Annotated in this window: 17 protein-coding genes, 16 tRNA genes and 1 rRNA gene (1 of these 34 running past the window's edge); 2 read left to right on the top strand and 32 right to left on the bottom strand. The window is 46.8% G+C overall.

All coding sequences use genetic code 11. The features are described 5' to 3' along the window. Positions 1-22 precede the first annotated feature (22 nt). A complete protein-coding gene (gene lipA / locus AC2TF5_RS04095; RefSeq protein ID WP_491300971.1) occupies positions 23-922 on the bottom strand; it encodes a lipoyl synthase in 900 nt (299 codons plus the stop codon). 213 nt (positions 923-1,135) lie between these two features. Between lipA and AC2TF5_RS04090 the strand changes: the two genes are divergently transcribed. Beyond that, on the top strand, positions 1,136-2,230 hold the full coding sequence (locus AC2TF5_RS04090; RefSeq protein WP_491300970.1) for a M23 family metallopeptidase: 1,095 nt from the start codon (positions 1,136-1,138) through the stop codon (positions 2,228-2,230). A 31-nt stretch (positions 2,231-2,261) separates the two neighbouring features. Here the strand turns inward: AC2TF5_RS04090 and yunB are convergent, their stop codons facing one another. The 4 genes from yunB to AC2TF5_RS04070 form a co-directional block, all read right to left on the bottom strand. Further along, positions 2,262-3,197, bottom strand: a complete 936-nt coding sequence (yunB, locus tag AC2TF5_RS04085) for a sporulation protein YunB (RefSeq protein WP_491300969.1) — start codon at positions 3,195-3,197, stop codon at positions 2,262-2,264. Between the two features lie 136 nt (positions 3,198-3,333). Then, a complete protein-coding gene (locus tag AC2TF5_RS04080; protein ID WP_491300968.1) occupies positions 3,334-3,825 on the bottom strand; it encodes a GNAT family N-acetyltransferase in 492 nt (163 codons plus the stop codon). Positions 3,826-3,991: 166 nt separating this feature from the next. Continuing rightward, a complete protein-coding gene (locus AC2TF5_RS04075) occupies positions 3,992-4,786 on the bottom strand; it encodes a TrmH family RNA methyltransferase (protein WP_491300967.1) in 795 nt (264 codons plus the stop codon). 43 nt (positions 4,787-4,829) lie between these two features. After that, positions 4,830-5,492 (bottom strand): potassium channel family protein, encoded by a 663-nt coding sequence (locus AC2TF5_RS04070; protein WP_491300966.1) that lies wholly within the window; start codon positions 5,490-5,492, stop codon positions 4,830-4,832. Between the two features lie 128 nt (positions 5,493-5,620). Here AC2TF5_RS04070 and sspI point away from each other — a divergent pair, with 128 nt between their 5' ends. Continuing rightward, the gene (sspI, locus tag AC2TF5_RS04065; protein WP_208917804.1) at positions 5,621-5,854 is read left to right on the top strand and encodes a small acid-soluble spore protein SspI; all 234 of its coding nucleotides are present in this window, start codon (positions 5,621-5,623) and stop codon (positions 5,852-5,854) included. 91 nt (positions 5,855-5,945) lie between these two features. Here the strand turns inward: sspI and AC2TF5_RS04060 are convergent, their stop codons facing one another. The 27 genes from AC2TF5_RS04060 to AC2TF5_RS03930 form a co-directional block, all read right to left on the bottom strand. Beyond that, positions 5,946-7,526 (bottom strand): peptide chain release factor 3, encoded by a 1,581-nt coding sequence (locus AC2TF5_RS04060; RefSeq protein ID WP_491300965.1) that lies wholly within the window; start codon positions 7,524-7,526, stop codon positions 5,946-5,948. Between the two features lie 113 nt (positions 7,527-7,639). Next, positions 7,640-9,193, bottom strand: coding sequence for a glucose-6-phosphate dehydrogenase (zwf, locus tag AC2TF5_RS04055; RefSeq protein ID WP_491300964.1), 1,554 nt, complete (start codon positions 9,191-9,193; stop codon positions 7,640-7,642). Between the two features lie 139 nt (positions 9,194-9,332). Further along, positions 9,333-10,103: a YwmB family TATA-box binding protein gene (locus AC2TF5_RS04050; protein ID WP_491300963.1), complete on the bottom strand. Its 771-nt coding sequence runs from the start codon at positions 10,101-10,103 to the stop codon at positions 9,333-9,335. Positions 10,104-10,243: 140 nt separating this feature from the next. Continuing rightward, entirely contained in the window at positions 10,244-10,894 is a 651-nt protein-coding gene (locus tag AC2TF5_RS04045) for a response regulator (protein WP_491300962.1), read from the bottom strand. Continuing rightward, positions 10,872-11,954 (bottom strand): sensor histidine kinase, encoded by a 1,083-nt coding sequence (locus AC2TF5_RS04040; protein ID WP_491300961.1) that lies wholly within the window; start codon positions 11,952-11,954, stop codon positions 10,872-10,874. Before AC2TF5_RS04040 ends, AC2TF5_RS04045 begins: the two co-directional genes overlap by 23 nt. 41 nt (positions 11,955-11,995) lie before the next feature. Continuing rightward, entirely contained in the window at positions 11,996-12,640 is a 645-nt protein-coding gene (gene liaF / locus AC2TF5_RS04035; protein WP_491300960.1) for a cell wall-active antibiotics response protein LiaF, read from the bottom strand. A 205-nt stretch (positions 12,641-12,845) separates the two neighbouring features. Then, entirely contained in the window at positions 12,846-13,538 is a 693-nt protein-coding gene (locus tag AC2TF5_RS04030; protein WP_491300959.1) for a PspA/IM30 family protein, read from the bottom strand. 1 nt (position 13,539) lies between these two features. Further along, a complete protein-coding gene (locus AC2TF5_RS04025) occupies positions 13,540-14,028 on the bottom strand; it encodes a PspC domain-containing protein (RefSeq protein ID WP_491300958.1) in 489 nt (162 codons plus the stop codon). 2 nt (positions 14,029-14,030) lie between these two features. Continuing rightward, positions 14,031-14,705, bottom strand: a complete 675-nt coding sequence (locus tag AC2TF5_RS04020; RefSeq protein WP_491300957.1) for a PspA/IM30 family protein — start codon at positions 14,703-14,705, stop codon at positions 14,031-14,033. A 48-nt stretch (positions 14,706-14,753) separates the two neighbouring features. Continuing rightward, complete coding sequence (locus AC2TF5_RS04015) at positions 14,754-15,059, bottom strand: hypothetical protein (RefSeq protein ID WP_491300956.1); 306 nt, start codon at positions 15,057-15,059, stop codon at positions 14,754-14,756. A 311-nt stretch (positions 15,060-15,370) separates the two neighbouring features. Continuing rightward, a tRNA-Leu gene (locus AC2TF5_RS04010) sits at positions 15,371-15,450 on the bottom strand. An 8-nt stretch (positions 15,451-15,458) separates the two neighbouring features. Further along, positions 15,459-15,535, bottom strand: a tRNA-Arg gene (locus tag AC2TF5_RS04005). 11 nt (positions 15,536-15,546) lie between these two features. Next, positions 15,547-15,620 (bottom strand) — tRNA-Cys (locus AC2TF5_RS04000). Between the two features lie 11 nt (positions 15,621-15,631). Beyond that, positions 15,632-15,706, bottom strand: a tRNA-Gly gene (locus AC2TF5_RS03995). Positions 15,707-15,719: 13 nt separating this feature from the next. Continuing rightward, a tRNA-Gln gene (locus AC2TF5_RS03990) sits at positions 15,720-15,794 on the bottom strand. A 19-nt stretch (positions 15,795-15,813) separates the two neighbouring features. Next, a tRNA-His gene (locus AC2TF5_RS03985) sits at positions 15,814-15,889 on the bottom strand. A gap of 23 nt (positions 15,890-15,912) precedes the next feature. Then, positions 15,913-15,986 (bottom strand) — tRNA-Trp (locus tag AC2TF5_RS03980). Between the two features lie 7 nt (positions 15,987-15,993). Then, positions 15,994-16,079 (bottom strand) — tRNA-Tyr (locus AC2TF5_RS03975). Between the two features lie 3 nt (positions 16,080-16,082). Beyond that, positions 16,083-16,158: transfer RNA gene (locus AC2TF5_RS03970), tRNA-Thr, on the bottom strand. A gap of 21 nt (positions 16,159-16,179) precedes the next feature. After that, positions 16,180-16,255: transfer RNA gene (locus tag AC2TF5_RS03965), tRNA-Phe, on the bottom strand. 29 nt (positions 16,256-16,284) lie between these two features. Further along, positions 16,285-16,361, bottom strand: a tRNA-Asp gene (locus tag AC2TF5_RS03960). A gap of 32 nt (positions 16,362-16,393) precedes the next feature. Further along, positions 16,394-16,470 (bottom strand) — tRNA-Met (locus AC2TF5_RS03955). A gap of 19 nt (positions 16,471-16,489) precedes the next feature. Further along, positions 16,490-16,565, bottom strand: a tRNA-Val gene (locus tag AC2TF5_RS03950). Between the two features lie 73 nt (positions 16,566-16,638). Next, a tRNA-Glu gene (locus tag AC2TF5_RS03945) sits at positions 16,639-16,713 on the bottom strand. Between the two features lie 16 nt (positions 16,714-16,729). Then, positions 16,730-16,821: transfer RNA gene (locus tag AC2TF5_RS03940), tRNA-Ser, on the bottom strand. 5 nt (positions 16,822-16,826) lie between these two features. Then, a tRNA-Asn gene (locus tag AC2TF5_RS03935) sits at positions 16,827-16,902 on the bottom strand. 135 nt (positions 16,903-17,037) lie between these two features. After that, positions 17,038-17,925, bottom strand: a 23S ribosomal RNA gene (locus AC2TF5_RS03930); it runs 2,040 nt beyond the window's last position.

Raw genomic sequence — 17,925 nt, 5'->3', positions numbered from 1 at the left:
AAGCTTCCCCTGCCTTTCCCGGCTATGACCGTACTATCTCATCCTTATGGCGTTCAGCCGATTTTACCTGCTCATGCGCATGATAAGAACTCCGCACAAGCGGTCCAGATTCCACGTGGCTGAATCCTCTTTTTAGTCCTTCTTCCTTCAATAAAACGAATTCCTCAGGAGTATAATACTTCTCCACATTTAAATGTTTAGGTGAAGGCTGTAAATACTGACCAATTGTCATAATATCACAATCTACTGCTCTAAGGTCGTCCATCGCTTGCAAAATTTCATGCCATTCCTCACCTACGCCCAGCATGATGCTGGATTTGGTTGGGACGTCCTGTTGCATTTGCTTTGCATTTTTCAACAATTGCAGGGAACGCTCATATTTGGCTTTGGCACGAACACGGTCAGACATCCGTTCAACCGTTTCAATATTGTGATTCAGAATATCCGGCTTTACGTCCATAACGATTTGCAGCGATTCCGCACTTCCCATAAAGTCAGGAATCAGCACTTCAACACTGCATAACGGCAGGCGTTTGCGGATAGCCTTTACCGTTTCCGCGAATATGTAAGCTCCTCCATCTTTCAAATCATCACGGGCAACACTCGTCACAACACAGTGGCGCAAATTCATCTTCTCGGCTGCTTCAGCCACACGTTCAGGCTCCTGTAGATCCAATTCCGTAGGCAAACCTGTGTTGACTGCACAGAAGCGGCATGCCCGGGTGCATATATCTCCCAAAATCATAAACGTAGCAGTACGGTTAGCCCAGCATTCATAAATGTTCGGGCAGCGCGCCTCTTCACACACGGTGTGAAGTGTTTTGGAACGCATCATGCTTTTGATTTCGTTATAATTATCGCCCGTTGTGAGCTTGATCTTAATCCAGTCCGGCTTAGGTTGTTTGTTCAAAGTTTTGGACAAGAAGAAAACCTTCTTTCGTTCGATTTGAGTTGAATTAGATAGTCCATTTAACTGTTCCATATTATATCATGAAAATCTTATGATTACCTATCTTCATCGATATGGAATTCATCTTTGAGCGGCATGGATAAAAATCAGTCATTCGATTCACCCTACAGGTAGGCATCAATCTCCGTGTATTTTTGAAAACGAAGGTCAGGAGGATGGGACACCATGAAAAAACCACGACGAAAATCAGCTCAATTGAGTATGAAGCTCCGCTTTACTGCGGCTTTATTAACTGCCTTTACATCGGCAGCATACTTTTATGGACCGGGCTACGCTGCAGCAGAAGAAGCTATTCTAACTGATGCGCCAAAAGCTGCGCAGACGAAGGAAGTTGATGTCTTTGCATCCAGAAAAATGTTATATGACCGAATTTCAACCGTGACCCAAATACCCTGGTATCGTTTGGCAGCCATCGATCAATACGAGCGGACATTGACCCGCGTGCATCCTAAAGACCGCAAGCATCCTGAACGTCTTATAGGTATTTTTGTTCCAACTACAGCTTGGACAGGCCCGCTGAATCCGAACCAAGAGGATACTCATCCCCCAACGATCGAAATGTTCTCCGGTTTAGGTCAAGATGGAGACGGGGACGGAAAAGCGGATCCTAACAATAACGTTGACTTGTTATACAGCATTTCGGCCAAACTGAAGCCCTACGGCCACTCTAAGGATGATTTCGCAATCGGATTATGGTCGTATTATCAGAACGGAAGAGCCGTTCAGCGGGTCATGCAGTATTCCAAACTTTATGAAACATTCGGCAAACTCGATCTGTTCGGCCATGCCTTTCCACTCCCTGTGGGCAACGACTACTCCTACCGCAGCACCTATGGTATGGGACGAAGTTGGGGAGGCAGACGAATCCATGAGGGGACTGACCTGTTTGCCAGATACGGAGTACCTGTCCGCAGCACCTGCTATGGTGTAGTCGAACTCAAGGGTTGGAATAAATACGGCGGATGGCGGATTGGTATTCGAGATCTAAACAATCATTATCATTATTACGCACATCTTCAGGGGTTTGATAAAGGGATCAAGTCAGGCGATGTGGTGACCCCGGGGCAGACCATTGGCTGGGTCGGAAGCTCAGGATATGGAAAACCGGGAACACAAGGTAAATTCCCACCTCATTTACACTATGGAATTTACCGCGACACTGGTCTTTCAGAGTGGTCATTTGATCCTTACCCGCTTCTCAGGCATTGGGAGAATGCGGAGTACCAATCCTTGCGAAAAAATAAAAAAGCGCGTCCCTAAGTCACTAGGGCGCGCTTCTTCTTGATTTGAGCTACGGGCGGATACTTGTATCAGGGACACTCTCTGATTCATGAGGGGGTGCTTCCTTATGCCCTTCCGGAACTGGTACCGTGATTCCCGAATTCGGATCTGGCTTACTCATTGGAGGAATAGCGATGCTCGGCGCATTATTGCTATTTTCGCCGACCGGCCTGCCCTGATTATCGTAATAATACATGGGCACATCACCAACTACTAACATGTAGGAAATGGGGATATCCGTTTCAACAACCTGGGGCTCCATATCAAAAGGAACAACAACGGCAACCTCTGTTACAATATGAACGTATACCTCGACTAGAATCATATTGATCCCGGCTTCCTGCTGCCTGGTATCCAGCTGAACCTTCACAGCTCCTTGAGGCTCAATCTTGACAGGAATTTGCGGCCCAAAGGATGCTACGATTGGGCTTTTTAATACTTGGCCTAGAGGGATATGCTCTTTCCGTTTGTGAATATTCTCCAAAGTTTCCTGAACAAGTTGAGTCGTATAAGATGTGATCTTTAGGTGCTCTGCATAGTTCAGCATAAACGCGGTCACTTTACCTGTACTGTCGGTTTTCCAGTTCACCAAGTTATCAAACTGCTTACCTTCGGTTACCTGGCTTGTAATTGCTTTGTTAATGGCTTCCGTCGCAATTTGCTTAACACGGATTTGAGCCAAATGCATAATAGGCGATCTCAAATTTCTTTCCACATAAAGAAACAATTGAATGATACCGAACAATAAGATCAGTGACGCGATAATCCACCATTTTCTTCGGCTCCGCGGTTTCGATCCCTGAGGACGTACACTGTTCCATGATGCTTTTACAGGTGTAAAGTGATTTCTAGACCGCTTTTTATATACACGCCGAATTCTCGGCCTGGGCCATGACGGCAAGGATGGAAACGATATTCGCCGGCTCCCCCATTTTTTTCGCCTCACACGTTGCCCTCCCCTCATTTGCGATGGAGGCGTGCACCCCACTTCTTAGCAAGCTTCCATAGAAGATATGCGGACAAAGCGTAAAAAAGAAGAGCAAGGGTACTGTAGTTGTCCTTGTTCTTCTTCATTTTCCCAATCACATCTCTTTTTCCATAACGTAGCACTCTTCCCGAATGTCAAACGGACTCAATATCTTAATGACTTTAAACCCACATTTGTTGATATAAAAATGATGATTTCGTTTAGAATACCCTGGCGTTTCCGTTGTCCACTTTTTCGTGAGTGGGTACTCATCTTCTATTTTCTGCCATATCTTCAGACCTATCCCCTGGCTATGGAACTCTGGGTCTATAAACAAACAGCCCAGCCGATTTTCGTGATTTTCATGAATCCATACAATGACAGCACCGATGACATGATCGTCCTGCCATACTTTGAAAGATTCCGAAGGGGATTCAATCGCCCATTTCTGAATAAACTCTCCGGTATCATATCCTGGCGGCCCGCCTTTTTCATCCCCTAAAAATTGCTGCGTGTCCTGATCAAAGGCTCTCGTCATAATTTCGGTTAATATCGGAACGTCTTTTTCTTCGATTCGTTGGAAAATAATTGACTTGCTTGTGTCCATGCTTGTCTCTCCCTAAGTCAAATTTCTGGAACTCCGGAATAAAATGATCTATCATCGCGTCCCACACAAACAAAAAGGCAGAAAAAACCTCATATATCGAGGATTTTTGCTGCCGCATAGTTGTCTCATTTTGATGTTATCGTTGTAACTCACATTGGAACTATTGCTAATTTGAATACTCACGCTGTCGCAGCGCTTCAAACATCAGCACCGATGCAGCCATAGCCGCATTCAGTGATTCTGCCTTGCCGGGCATAGGAATGATGATTGCATCATCCACAAGTGCCGAAACCTCTGGCGATACACCACTGCCTTCACTGCCGATAACAATCCAGCAAGAACCGCCAAAATCATAGTGAAAGGCTGTAGTCTGTCCCTCTAGAGAAGTCGTAACTAATCGTGCTCCCATTTCTCTAGCTTGTGGGAGAATATTCGTTAAGTCCCCCTCTATAACAGGGAGATGAAACAGTGATCCCATCGTAGAACGCAGTGTCTTCGGGTTGTATAGGTCGGCACAGCCTTTGCCCAAAATTACGCCACCAGCACCCGATGCATCCGCGCTGCGGATGATCGTACCGACATTTCCGGGGTCCTGCAGGCCATCCAGGACGATGACTAGTTTATCCTTTTGGGCAAAAAGATCGTCCCATGTCATCTTCTCTTTACGAACAACCGCGAACACAGGCTGTGGGGTCGAAGTATGGCTGACTTTCGAAATAATCGCTTCCGTCACACCGATCCATTCGACACTTTGTCCATTGTCCGGTAATTCCTTAAGCTCATGAGGAATACCTTGTTCATAATCGTAGGCAATACATTCAATATCTGCTCCAGATATTAGCGCCTCCTGCACCAGATGAATGCCTTCCACCACAAATTTGTTCTGCTTGTCCCTATGCTTCTTCTCCTGCAGCTGGGTCCAGCTTTTTACTCTTGCATTTTGCAGCGATAAAATTTCCATATATGTTCCACCCATTCCTGGCGTATATCCATAATCAAATTACTTATTTCGGGTAAGCAAGCTCAAACTTCGTCAAATCATTCTTATGTCCAACCATAACCAGAATATCACCATCAGCAAGGCGATCTTCAGGGTGTGGTGAAATGTTCATCTTCCCGTTACTGCGGATACCCATAACATTACAGCCAAATCGAACCCGAATATTCAGCTCCTTCAAGTTTTGACCAACCATCTCCGCTGATACTCGCATTTCCATAATACTGTAATCATCCGATATTTCGATATAATCCAGAATGTTCGGCGAAATCAGATGATGCGCTACCCTTAAACCCATATCTCGTTCGGGGAATATCACTTTATCGGCGCCTATTTTTTGTAGCACCTTACCGTGAAGTTCGTTTTTTGCTTTGACAATAATAACAGGTACGCCTAAATCCTTTAGAATCAGTGTCGTTAAAATGCTTGACTGAATGTCCTCACCAATCGCAACAACGACCACGTCAAAATTACGGATTCCCAGAGCCCGAAGTGCCTCTTCATCCGTCGAATTCGATGACACGGCGTGTGTAACCATATTAGAGACTTCTTGTATACGGTGCTCGCTGGCATCAATGGCAAGCACATCAAAACCCATCCCGCTAAGTTCCTTGGCCACACTCGTACCGAAACGTCCCATACCGATGACCGCGTACTGTTTCTTAGCCATTTTCTTTCCTCCCCCGAACCCTAGGTTATCTGTGTTAGTATACCATATTGAACGTTAATCTTGAATTTATATGTCTTCCTGCGGGTACATTAAGCAATGACCCTTAAATAACAAGGAGGAACATTTCGATGTCCATATTGTTAGATCTAAGGCAGGCCGTCATTCACAAAGTCCATAATCAGGACGAAGAGCAGCTTCGCTCTATGATCGAGGGTTCCGTGGACGGGCCCGAAGCCGCCCTCCCTGGTCTCGGCGTCATGTTCGAGATGATGTGGAAAGACATGAATCCGTCGGCTCAAAACGATCTTGTCACTTCCCTTCATGATCACCTCAAGACCGTAACGCCCGGCAAGCTGGTCTAAGCTAGACGGGTAACGGGAATGAACAAACAATCCCCCTGCCAGAACATGGACAGGGGGATTGTTTATGTTTGAAATATTACAGCCACTCTACTTAAGGAGCAGTCTCCAAAAACTTCGCTGTCGGATTTTTATCCACGGCTGTTCTCATCGCATACTCATTCTCAAAGAGAACAACATAATTATCTTTCTTATCCTTAACTAGCGTTGAGTTAATCCGGAATTTAGACGGGTCAACCTTCTCATCAACAAGCCAACGTGCAAACTGATATGGCATACGTTGAAGCAGAACATCAACACCGTATTCACCCTTCATCCGGTACTGAAACACCTCAAACTGAAGCTGGCCTACGACACCGAGAATCATTTCATCAAAGCTGACTGTACGGAACACCTGAATTGTACCTTCCTCAGTCAACTGATCGATTCCCTTTTGGTACTGCTTATGTTTTAATGCATTTTTCACGGTAACCTTAGCGAACAATTCAGGTGAGAACGTTGGCATCTCATCAAACTGGATATCACCGCTCTGACTGAGAGAGTCACCGATCCGGAAAATTCCTGGATCAAATAAACCAATAATGTCTCCCGGGTATGCTTCCTGCACAATATCCCGGTCCTGCGCCAAAAACTGCTGAGGCTGCGAAAGCTTAATATCCTTGCCTACCCGGACATGCTTCACACTCATACCGCGTTCAAATTTACCAGACACGATACGGAGAAACGCAATGCGGTCCCGGTGTGCCGGGTTCATGTTGGCCTGAATCTTAAACACAAAGCCCGAGAATTTCTCATCCGTTGGCTGTATAGGACCTACTGTGCTCCGGCGGGGTTCAGGCTTCGGTGCGAGCTGAAGGAAATTTTCCAAAAATGTCTGTACACCGAAATTGTTAACCGCACTGCCGAAAAATACAGGGGTCAATTCACCCCTCAGCACTTTTTCGAAATCAAACGGGTCTCCAGCGACATCCAGCAGTTCGAGTTCTTGACACAATTGATCGTGCAAAAACTCCCCTGCCATTTCCCGGATCACAGGGTCATTGTAATCCTCAACCTTTTGAACCTTGATGGATGAGTGATCATCCCCTTGGAAGAGTTCAACCTGGTTTTTCATTCGGTCGTATACTCCACTGAGTTCACGTCCGGAACCGATAGGCCAGTTCATTGGGACGGAACGAATACCAAGTACTTGTTCAATCTCTTCCATCAGATCAAACGGACTTCTACCTTCACGGTCTAATTTATTGATAAAGGTGAAAATAGGAATGCCCCGCTTGGCACATACCTGGAACAGCTTAATCGTCTGAGCCTCGACACCCTTCGCCACGTCAATCAACATGACCGCGCTGTCTGCTGCAGTCAGTGTTCGGTAAGTATCCTCACTGAAATCCTGGTGACCGGGTGTATCCAGTATATTAATCCGGTGACCTTTGTAGTCAAATTGCATCACGGAAGAAGTTACCGATATCCCACGCTGCTTCTCGATTTCCATCCAGTCACTTGTCGCGTGTTTACTTGCCTTTCTCGCTTTAACCGAACCTGCCAAGCGAATGGCACCACCGAATAGCAGCAGCTTCTCCGTTAGTGTTGTTTTACCGGCGTCCGGGTGGGAAATAATCGCAAAAGTTCTGCGCTTATCCACTTCACTTTGCAGCTCATCTATTGTTTTGCCCATCTCACTGTTCCCTTCGTACTAAAGTCATGTACATTATTGTACCACAATCCATACGCAAACCAACCCCATACGCAGAGCGTATGAGGATGATTTTTGATGGTGCGATACAATATTTAATTCGAGCCCTTCAGCCATACTACATTATCTTCTTCTTGTCCATTTACAGGCCACCAGTGGAATCCATCCTTTTCAAGCAGTTCGTCCGCTTGCTTAGGACCCCACGATGCCGCAGGATAAGCTTCCAGCTCACCCTGATTTTCTCTCCAAGCTTCGGCGATGCGATCCACGAATGACCAGGCCGATGCAACCTCATCCCAACGTGTGAAGTAAGTTGAGTCACCACGGACCGCATCATGCAGCAGGCGCTCATAAGCTTCAGGTGAGTTAATACCAACCATGCAGCTCTGACAGAAGTCCATAGCAACCGGCTCGATTTCGGATTCCGAACCCGGTTTTTTCGCATTGATCTTCACGTACAGCCCTTCCATCGGGTTAACCCGAATTACGAGCAGGTTTGGTTCCAGCGTGTGCTTTTGCCCAAGATATACATTGCCCGGCATACGTTTGAATTCAACAACAACCTCCGTTGTTTTCACCGGCAGGCGTTTACCAGTGCGAATGTAGAATGGCACCCCCGCCCAGCGGAAATTGTCCACGAACACACGTGCAGCAAAATACGTCTCCGTATTCGATTCCGGATCAACCTTGTCCTCTTTACGATATGCAGGCAGCTCTTTACCTCCTGTGGAACCATTCGTATATTGACCGCGGACAACGTTCTCCTTCACTTCTTCATGTGTTGCATAAGGACGAAGAGAGCGAAGTACCTTCACCTTCTCATCACGAATATCTTCCGGAAGAAGACGGCTAGGCGGCTCCATAGCAATCATAGTAAGCATTTGAAGCATATGGTTCTGTCCCATATCACGAAGTGCGCCTGCATGATCGTAGTAGCCTCCACGTTCCTCTACACCGACGGTTTCCCCCAATGTAATTTGCACGTTAGCGATATGTTTGTTATTCCACAACGGCTCAAAGAATGCATTGGCAAAACGGATTACTTCGATGTTCTGCACCATTTCTTTGCCCAAGTAGTGGTCGATACGGTAGATTTCCTCTTCCTTAAACACCTGGCGGATTTCTTCATTCAGCTTTGCAGCCGACTCCAGGTCATAACCGAACGGCTTCTCAATGACAAGACGATTCCATCCTTCTCCATCCAGCATGCCGCCCTTCATCAGATTGAAGGAAACACTGCCGAATAATTCCGGAGCAAGCGCCAGGTAGAACAAGCGGTTGCCAGCTATATTAAATTTGGCTTCCAGCTGCTCGGTTTGCTCCCGTAACTCGCGGAATCCGTCAATATTGTTAATATCTAAAGATTTATATTCAAAATGCTGCGCGAAATTACGCCATTCCTCATCCTGTTCAGAACGATATCGACAAAATTCCTGAATCGAGCGATACACGTCCTCACGGAATTCATCCTGAGACCGCGGACGCCGTGCCACGCCGATTACCGCAAAATCCTCTGCCAACTTTCCTTCGCGATAGAGACTATAGATCGCCGGGAACAATTTGCGTCTTGCCAAATCGCCGGTCGCTCCAAAGATGAAAAATACCGCTCCCGGTGTCTTTAATGAATCTAGATTTTGATTTTCAGCCATGGCTCCTCATTCTTTCTCTATGTAATATAGTGTATTTTTATGCATCACGACATAACATGATGTGATGACATTTTAGCATATTCATATAAAGTATGCTATCTCATTTCATACATTTTCATCGTTATCTCAGAAAGCGAGTTTAGTATTCTATTGTAATAACGGGAAATCCGATTGTAATTCTATTATTTTCCTTCATCGAATCTTCATGCACTGCTATTTGCATATGAATAGGGCTCTCTCCACCCATAACATAGGTTTTCAGAGAGGGAACTTCATAGGAGCGGCTTTCGGTCGTGGTATCCTGATAGGAATCCACTGCATTAAGTGGCAGTTGTACGGCCAGCTCTTCCTCTAATCTTTGTACCGTTTCACCTGCTGTCATCCCATTGTATACAGTGCCCTGAATTGAAGCATTCCATGCGGGTTTAATTCCCGTTTTCATCATAGAAGCTTGAGCTTTCTCCTGTAAACTAATCAGGTGTTGAATACCATCCGGTCCTTGGGCATCCAGTTGTATTTTCACGTAGCTCCGTTCTCCAGCCTGAACCCAATCCATCCGTATATCGATATCAGAGATGACATCTCGAGCTCGATAGGCCTTTTCCCCGTGTTCTAGCTCAACAGACAGATCACTTATACCCATCTCTTCAGCAAGAATACTCGCAGCTTGTTCACTTTCCTTACCTGACAAAGACTTGCTCTCTCCTTGCAATTTTACAGTTACATGCAGCGATGAATCCATCTGTGCCGTTCCCAGTGCATACAGCAGTTCCAGTTCACTGCCGGAAGACTCCACCAAAAGCTCGGAACCTCTCTTATTCGTAGAATCCATCGTGAATCCGGCTAATATCCCTGTAATCCCGCACAATAACACCATAACCGCTATGAATTTCATTCCGAACCGCTGCATGTATAACCGCCCCTTTATACCGAAATCTATCAATCTAGTAAAAGGATTCCCGATTACAGCGAAAATATTCTGTTCATAACAAAAAAGACCCCACCGCTATCCGGCAGCCGGGATCTTTGTTACTACTGATGTTGGAACAGTTACTCTGCGAGCCCGTTTTTGTAGGCATAGATGGCCGCCTGTGTACGGTCCTCAACTCCAAGCTTCGCCAGTATGTTTGTCACATGAAACTTTACGGTTTTAATACCTATAATCAAATCATCTGCAATATCCTGATTCGACTTGCCCTGTGCGAGCAGGCGCAGCACTTCCATTTCCCGATCCGTCAGCTCACTGTGAGCAGGAGCTTCTGCTTGCGGGTGACGGAATCGGTTCATCATTTTCGATGCTACTTGAGATTCCAGTACCGACTGTCCACGTGCGGCTGCCCGGATGGCATCCGCAACCTCGGAAGCTCTGGACGTCTTCAGCAAATAGCTGAATGCCCCAGCTTCGATGACAGGATACATTTTTTCATCATCCAAATAGCTGGTAAGGACGATAACTTTACAGTCAGGATACAGCTTTAGCAGCTGCCGAGTGGTCTCTATCCCGTCCATTCCTTCCATCACGAGGTCCATCAGCACCACATCCGGATGGTATTCTTCTGCTAACCGTATGCCTTCTTCTCCACTGCCGGCTTCTCCGACCACTTCAATCCCGTCCTCCGTACCCAGCACGGCGGCAAGCCCAATTCGAACCATTTCATGATCATCAACAAGCAGCACTTTAATTGGCGTTTCCAACTCCATCTACTTCACCCCGGTTTCGTTCTTCGTCCATCAGAGGGACGGATATCTCGATGCGAGTTCCTTTACCGGGCGCAGTAATAAACTGTATGGAGCCGCCAAGCTCCGTCACCCGTTCCTGCATGGTAGAAAGACCATAAGAGGTTTGTTTTTTATCATCCACCTCAAACCCGACCCCATCATCCCGCAGCGTAACACGCACCGTGTTTTGCTTCCGCTGAATGCGGATGTCCATTCTGTCCGCTTTGGCATGTCTCAACGTATTGGACATCGCTTCTTGGATAATGCGGAATAGATGATTCTCAATCCCCTTCACAAGGGTTACTCCTTCATCCATTTCCAATGTAATCTCCATTGGGACTTTAATCTGCAGCTCCCGTATCAGTTCACGGAGCCCCTGCTCAAGTGCTTTACCCTCCAGGTATACCGGCCGCAAATGAAGCAGGAGTGCCCGCATTTCCGACTGAGCTACCGCTGACATTTCCTCAATCAGGGCTACCTGCCGCTGTGCTTTACCAAAATCCTTTTCCAGCGTACGACCAACGGCCGTGGCAGTCATCGATATAGCGAACAGCTGTTGAGATACCGAATCATGAAGCTCCCGTGCCAGACGCTGCCTCTCCTCCACAATGGCCGTTACACGGGCCTGTTCAGCCAGTTGTGCATTGTTCGTAGATAAACGCTGAAGTGAATTCACTTGCTCCTCCCAGCGTTTACTGATCCGTCCCAGCTGTTCTCCAAGGCGTCCTACTTCGTCTTCGCCCATGTCGGGCATGACAGCTGACGTTACGCCGCCTTTTTCCCAGGTTACTAAGGTTTCCCTAACCCCATCAAGCCTTCGTTTTATTCGGTAGCTCTGAAAAAAACCATACACAGCTCCCAAGCTAACCGGTAAAAGCACTAACGTTATCCCGGCTTGAATACCATTCCTCCAGGAATCAAAAGGCTTGAAATAGTCGTATGTATATAAAATGTACAGCGTAACCAGCATAACCACAAAGCCCAGAAGGGTGCCCTCACGGATACTTCGGGTAATGATATTAGCCTTTTTCTCCGATTTCATCGGGCAGCCCTCCTGCTTTCCTCACTTTGCGGTATCTTGGATCAAACCAGGCGTATGTTGAGATCACCACCAAGATATGAAACGATAAACTTCACTTTATATTCACTAGATTCATAATTCGGCGATTTCCAGTTCAGACGATTCATGATTCCGGTCTCCCGCTGCCTGCCGATGTCTATAGATCCAAAAAGAACAAAAGCTTCAATCTCTACACCATAATAGTCAGGTAGCGCTAAATCGATATCTCCAAGAATACCATGGAACATCATAACCGTACTACGTTCCTCCGGCAATGCAAGCGACAAATCCACATCAGCCTCACCAAGGACATGCCACACGCTCATACTCTTCATGACCCATGGAGCACTGTCCCAATCAAAGTTGGACATAATATTCTGCCTTTGAACGAATCGGTCATTTTCGTGAGCACGGCGTGCTTTCCCATAAAATATTCCGAGCGACAATAAGCCGATTCCGATAATGAGCATCAGGTGATCCAGAAGAAGCAGAACGGTTCCCACACCAAGTATAATATATCCCTTTCGGACAGAGCCGCTTCGAATCTGATGAATACCTGCAACCATCAGTAGAAGAGCGACGATGGTAAAGAAACCAAACCATCTGCCGAAAAGCATAAACACACCGATGCCAATCAATCCAAATGCAATCCAGCGATTTCTATCCATGCCGCACCTCCCCAAGATGATTATAAGCCATGAAAAGCCAAAACAGTGCGGGAATCCGCACCGTATGGCTTACCATTATATACTGAACGGTTTACCCCGAAATTATGAAGGATACCCAATATCCGTACATCAAGTTCATTCAGTAGTTTATCACATTTCCTAGTTTTACGAATACTTCTTTTATAAAATCCTGACTTGCGTCTTCCTATTTCCCTTCTTTTGCAGAGCCACCATTCATTTTGTTTCTGAGAGCGTTAAGCTGCTCATCCACTTTCATCTGCTTTTCAACGTCCACAGGACTAGTGTAAGCTACGTTGTTCGGACGGTATGGTGCACGCATTACATCCGCTTCTGCTTCCAACTGCATAATTTTTTCTTCCATGCGGTGGAAGCCCATCGAGGCGCTGCCGCTTTCGATCGAGTGCAGACTACTTACTTGCGACATTTGCTTCTTCGCTTTAGCCATTTGAGCACGAGCTACAAGCTCATTACGCTTGTTGCGCATTTTGTAGAACTCATCCTTCATTTCATGAAGCTGAGCAACCAATTCTTTGGCTTGGGTTTCAGACTGCAGGTGAAGCTCTGTGTATTCTGTTTCTTTTTGATCAAAATAGATTTTCTCTTCCAGAAGCTTACGTGCAACTTCCTCTTGACCGTTCTTCAAAGCCAGTTCTGCTTGAGCTTCACGCTGAGCAGCCATTTTCACAGCTTCTTCCACACGTTGTTTCATGCGGCGCTCATTAGCCATTTGCTTAGCAACCGTTACCTCTGCCTCGTGAATTTCTGCTTCCATGTCGCGCAGATATTGATTCAGCATAACAATTGGATCTTCAACCTTATCGAGCAACTCGTTCACCGATGCTTTTGTCATATCTTTAATTCTTTTAAATACTCCCATTTTATAAATCTCCCTTCTCATACCTCGATAGTTTTTTCTTAAGTTCTTCTATTTCTTTCTTCATAGCCTTCTTCTCTATGTCCTTCATCATGGAATCCAGATCAGCCTCTGACGCTTCGTCATGTCTAGAGGCATATCCTCTGTCATAAGATGACGGTCCTGCATTTCTCGGTCCAAAGTTGTCCCGGGCATCACGATAAGTTCCGCCAGGACGGTTGTTATATCCGCCATATGAGCCGTTCGGTCCATAATGGTAATTGTTCTGACCACGGCCTGGGCCGCCCGGGCCGTATGGATCGTGATAATATGGTTCCTTCGGAATGACCAATGACGCGATCAAATAAATAAATAATGTCGTACCGCCAGTAAAGAAGATACTGATGACAAATATAATACGGAGCAGGGTTGTTTCTACACCAAACGTTTCAGACAATCCGCCTATCAACCCGGTGAACATTTTATCTCTGGTAGAACGGTACAATCTTGTCATATTTACTCCTTTCCGCTGTTATTCAGCTTCTCCTTCAAACGGGCAAGCTCGCGATCCAGCACAGTTGAAACACTTTCACCAGTCTGAACCAGATACTCTTGACCCATTTTGCGAATATCGCGGAGACTCTTTGCTTCAAGCTCCCAATCGCTGAGACGGTCATCCAACCGGTTGAACATTTTCGGTACATCTTGGCCACCATAAGATCCTGTGCGCTCATTCATTTTTTGCTGAAGGCGCAATGTCTCCATCCGAGCAACATAGTACTGACGTTTACTGTACACCGACTGATATTCCATACGAAGCTCACCCAACTGTTCTTCTACTTCTCTGAGCGCTTCGCGGCTAGTAATTAACAGCCCCTCGTACTGTTCAATCTTTTCTTCATAGATCAGTTTTTCTTGAAGAGCCAGTTTTGCCAGATGATCTTCCCCAGCTTTCAGTGCCAGAAGTGCTTGTTCTTCCCGTTTATTCTTCATCGTCTCAGCTTGGCTTACCTGCAGCTTCAATTGTCGTGTATGAGACTCGCACTGTTGCAGCAGCTTCTCAGCCTCCGTAATGTCTTGCCGGGTAGAATGTAGAAACTGATCAATCAATCGAACTGGGTCCTGACTTTGTTCAAGCTTCTCATTTAGAGTGGCAGCCGTGATGTCCCTTATGCGTCGAAAAACACTCATAATTTCTTTATCCTCCTCTTCTATCAAGTTCATTGTGTTACAGGTTTATTAGTAGTAACGACGGCTATTTCCACCTTTAAATCGAGAAACTCCGTAGACGATCAAGACAATCCCAAGTATCGGGCCAAACAGCCAGGAAAGCTTACCGATCAGCGACAATACGCCGATACCTAGTATGATCCAGCCGAAAAACGTGTTACCGCGGCGGATTCCGTAATAGCCAAGTGCGATCATTGCCAGTGGTATCAGTAAGCTGAACAACCATCCAAGCACTGGACCGAATACCCCAAGTAATACTAACGCACCCAAACCAATAAGGAGGATTCCCATTCCATTATCTTTTGTACTTCTCATTTATACACCGCCTTTCCGTCTTATTTATCATTCATTTGTGACTTGTTCAACCTTATGATCTTATTTTAGGTTAATTCTATTCAATCTAAAACGGACCCTGGACGGTTTTTCATCCTCGACCTAAGTCGGGGAAGGGGTAAGACCTCAGTCCAACAAGACTACAACAAATAGCGAATAACAGGCACCATGCCATCATTCGCAGTTCTTGTTATTACTTATCCGTTTATTCTTCCGACTGCTCGTTGAATGACGGCGGTCAACCACAGAACACAAAAAAAGAACGTGGATAATATCCACGTTCTTTTTGATGATGCCGGTGAAGGGACTCGAACCCCCACGGTTTCCCTCACGATTTTGAGTCGCGCGCGTCTGCCAGTTCCGCCACACCGGCTTACCTAATGGCGTGCCCTAAGAGATTCGAACTCCTGACCTTTTGATTCGTAGTCAAACGCTCTATCCAGCTGAGCTAAGGGCACATAGTTTATAATGGAGGCGCCACCCAGATTCGAACTGGGGATAAAGCTTTTGCAGAGCTGTGCCTTACCACTTGGCTATGGCGCCAAAAACAAAAATGGAGCGGACGACGGGAATCGAACCCGCGACCCTCGCCTTGGCAAGGCGATGCTCTACCGCTGAGCCACGTCCGCATAAAAAAATTAATGGCTGGGGATATAGGATTCGAACCTATGCATGACGGAGTCAAAGTCCGTTGCCTTACCGCTTGGCTAATCCCCAATATGATTTTTGAAATATATGGGGCGATCGATGGGACTTGAACCCACGAATGCCGGAGCCACAGACCGGTGCGTTAACCCCTTCGCCACGACCGCCATATTCAAAATCATAATTCTATTGGCAGGGGCAGCAGGAATTGAACCCACACTAACGGTTTTGGAGACCGCTGTTCTACCTTTAAACTATGCCCCTATAAAACTGGTGGAGGATGATGGATTCGAACCACCGAACTCGTACGAGAACAGATTTACAGTCTGCTGCGTTTGGCCACTTCGCTAATCCTCCATGTGGTGCCGGCGAGAGGACTTGAACCCCCAACCTACTGATTACAAGTCAGTTGCTCTACCAGTTGAGCTACACCGGCGTATACAGTTGTTAAAACAAATGGTGGCTCGGGACGGAATCGAACCGCCGACACGAGGATTTTCAGTCCTCTGCTCTACCGACTGAGCTACCGAGCCATAAAAGCTCTTTCGGTTATAATGAAGAATGGCGGAACTGACGGGATTCGAACCCGCGATCTCCTGCGTGACAGGCAGGCATGTTAGGCCTCTACACCACAGTTCCACAAGGCATTACCGCTGTTATAGCGATATAATTGGTTGCGGGGGCAGGATTTGAACCTACGACCTTCGGGTTATGAGCCCGACGAGCTACCGAACTGCTCCACCCCGCGTCATTAAAAGGTGTATATATGGTGGAGGCTGAGGGGTTCGAACCCCCGACCCTCTGCTTGTAAGGCAGATGCTCTCCCAGCTGAGCTAAGCCTCCATAATTAAACCGACTTTCATCTTATCAAAATACTGCCCACTTATCAAGAGTTAAAATAATACTTATAATAAAGTGGTGACCCGTAGGGGATTCGAACCCCTGTTACCTCCGTGAAAGGGAGGTGTCTTAACCCCTTGACCAACGGGCCTTACTGAAATATATAGTGGCGGAGAGAGAGGGATTCGAACCCTCGAGACGCTTTTGGCGCCTACACGATTTCCAATCGTGCTCCTTCGGCCAACTCGGACACCTCTCCATAAATGGCTCCCCGAACAGGACTCGAACCTGTGACAACTCGATTAACAGTCGAGTGCTCTACCAACTGAGCTATCAGGGAACATTATTCAATTCAAGTGTTTGATCACTTGAAAACTAGATACGAAACATGAATTTGCGAATTATGCTTCCGAAGCACCTCACACCGTAGTTCAAAGCGTATGCTTTCGATGTAAGCTTCACTTCATGAAACTTGTAGGATAAGCCCTCGACCGATTAGTATTGGTCAGCTCCATGCATTGCTGCACTTCCACCTCCAACCTATCTACCTCGTCGTCTTCAAGGGGTCTTACTAATTGGGAAATCTCATCTTGAGGGGGGCTTCACGCTTAGATGCTTTCAGCGCTTATCCCTTCCGTACGTAGCTACCCAGCCATGCTCCTGGCGGAACAACTGGTGCACCAGCGGTACGTCCATCCCGGTCCTCTCGTACTAAGGACAGCTCCTCTCAAATTTCCTACGCCCACGACAGATAGGGACCGAACTGTCTCACGACGTTCTGAACCCAGCTCGCGTACCGCTTTAATGGGCGAACAGCCCAACCCTTGGGACCTACTTCAGCCCCAGGATGCGATGAGCCGACATCGAGGTGCCAAACCTCCCCGTCGATGTGGACTCTTGGGGGAGATAAGCCTGTTATCCCCAGGGTAGCTTTTATCCGTTGAGCGATGGCCCTTCCATGCGGTACCACCGGATCACTAAGCCCGACTTTCGTCCCTGCTCGACTTGTAGGTCTCGCAGTCAAGCTCCCTTATGCCTTTGCACTCTTCGAATGATTTCCAACCATTCTGAGGGAACCTTGGGGCGCCTCCGTTACTCTTTAGGAGGCGACCGCCCCAGTCAAACTGCCCACCAGACACTGTCCCCGCACCGGGTTACGGTACTAGGTTAGAACCTAGATACGATCAGGGTGGTATCCCAACGGCGCCTCCACAGAAGCTTGCGCTCCTGTTTCCTAGGCTCCCACCTATCCTGTACAGATCGTACCCAAATCCAATATCAAGCTGCAGTAAAGCTCCATGGGGTCTTTCCGTCTTGTCGCGGGTAACCTGCATCTTCACAGGTATTAAAATTTCACCGGATC

The sequence above is a fragment of the Paenibacillus sp. JNUCC 34 genome, assembly GCF_058269055.1.
This window is presented reverse-complemented; position numbering and strand designations above follow the sequence as displayed.

What these genes read in the sequence shown, in the direction of transcription:
- AC2TF5_RS04090 (WP_491300970.1), top strand. Translation starts at nt 1,136, where the DNA reads ATGAAAAAACCACGACGAAAATCAGCTCAATTGAGTATGAAGCTCCGC.
- AC2TF5_RS04080 (WP_491300968.1), bottom strand. Translation starts at nt 3,825, where the DNA reads ATGGACACAAGCAAGTCAATTATTTTCCAACGAATCGAAGAAAAAGAC.
- AC2TF5_RS04075 (WP_491300967.1), bottom strand. Translation starts at nt 4,786, where the DNA reads ATGGAAATTTTATCGCTGCAAAATGCAAGAGTAAAAAGCTGGACCCAG.
- AC2TF5_RS04070 (WP_491300966.1), bottom strand. Translation starts at nt 5,492, where the DNA reads ATGGCTAAGAAACAGTACGCGGTCATCGGTATGGGACGTTTCGGTACG.
- sspI (WP_208917804.1), top strand. Translation starts at nt 5,621, where the DNA reads ATGTCCATATTGTTAGATCTAAGGCAGGCCGTCATTCACAAAGTCCAT.
- AC2TF5_RS04060 (WP_491300965.1), bottom strand. Translation starts at nt 7,526, where the DNA reads ATGGGCAAAACAATAGATGAGCTGCAAAGTGAAGTGGATAAGCGCAGA.
- zwf (WP_491300964.1), bottom strand. Translation starts at nt 9,193, where the DNA reads ATGGCTGAAAATCAAAATCTAGATTCATTAAAGACACCGGGAGCGGTA.
- AC2TF5_RS04050 (WP_491300963.1), bottom strand. Translation starts at nt 10,103, where the DNA reads ATGCAGCGGTTCGGAATGAAATTCATAGCGGTTATGGTGTTATTGTGC.
- AC2TF5_RS04045 (WP_491300962.1), bottom strand. Translation starts at nt 10,894, where the DNA reads ATGGAGTTGGAAACGCCAATTAAAGTGCTGCTTGTTGATGATCATGAA.
- AC2TF5_RS04040 (WP_491300961.1), bottom strand. Translation starts at nt 11,954, where the DNA reads ATGAAATCGGAGAAAAAGGCTAATATCATTACCCGAAGTATCCGTGAG.
- liaF (WP_491300960.1), bottom strand. Translation starts at nt 12,640, where the DNA reads ATGGATAGAAATCGCTGGATTGCATTTGGATTGATTGGCATCGGTGTG.
- AC2TF5_RS04030 (WP_491300959.1), bottom strand. Translation starts at nt 13,538, where the DNA reads ATGGGAGTATTTAAAAGAATTAAAGATATGACAAAAGCATCGGTGAAC.
- AC2TF5_RS04025 (WP_491300958.1), bottom strand. Translation starts at nt 14,028, where the DNA reads ATGACAAGATTGTACCGTTCTACCAGAGATAAAATGTTCACCGGGTTG.
- AC2TF5_RS04020 (WP_491300957.1), bottom strand. Translation starts at nt 14,705, where the DNA reads ATGAGTGTTTTTCGACGCATAAGGGACATCACGGCTGCCACTCTAAAT.
- AC2TF5_RS04015 (WP_491300956.1), bottom strand. Translation starts at nt 15,059, where the DNA reads ATGAGAAGTACAAAAGATAATGGAATGGGAATCCTCCTTATTGGTTTG.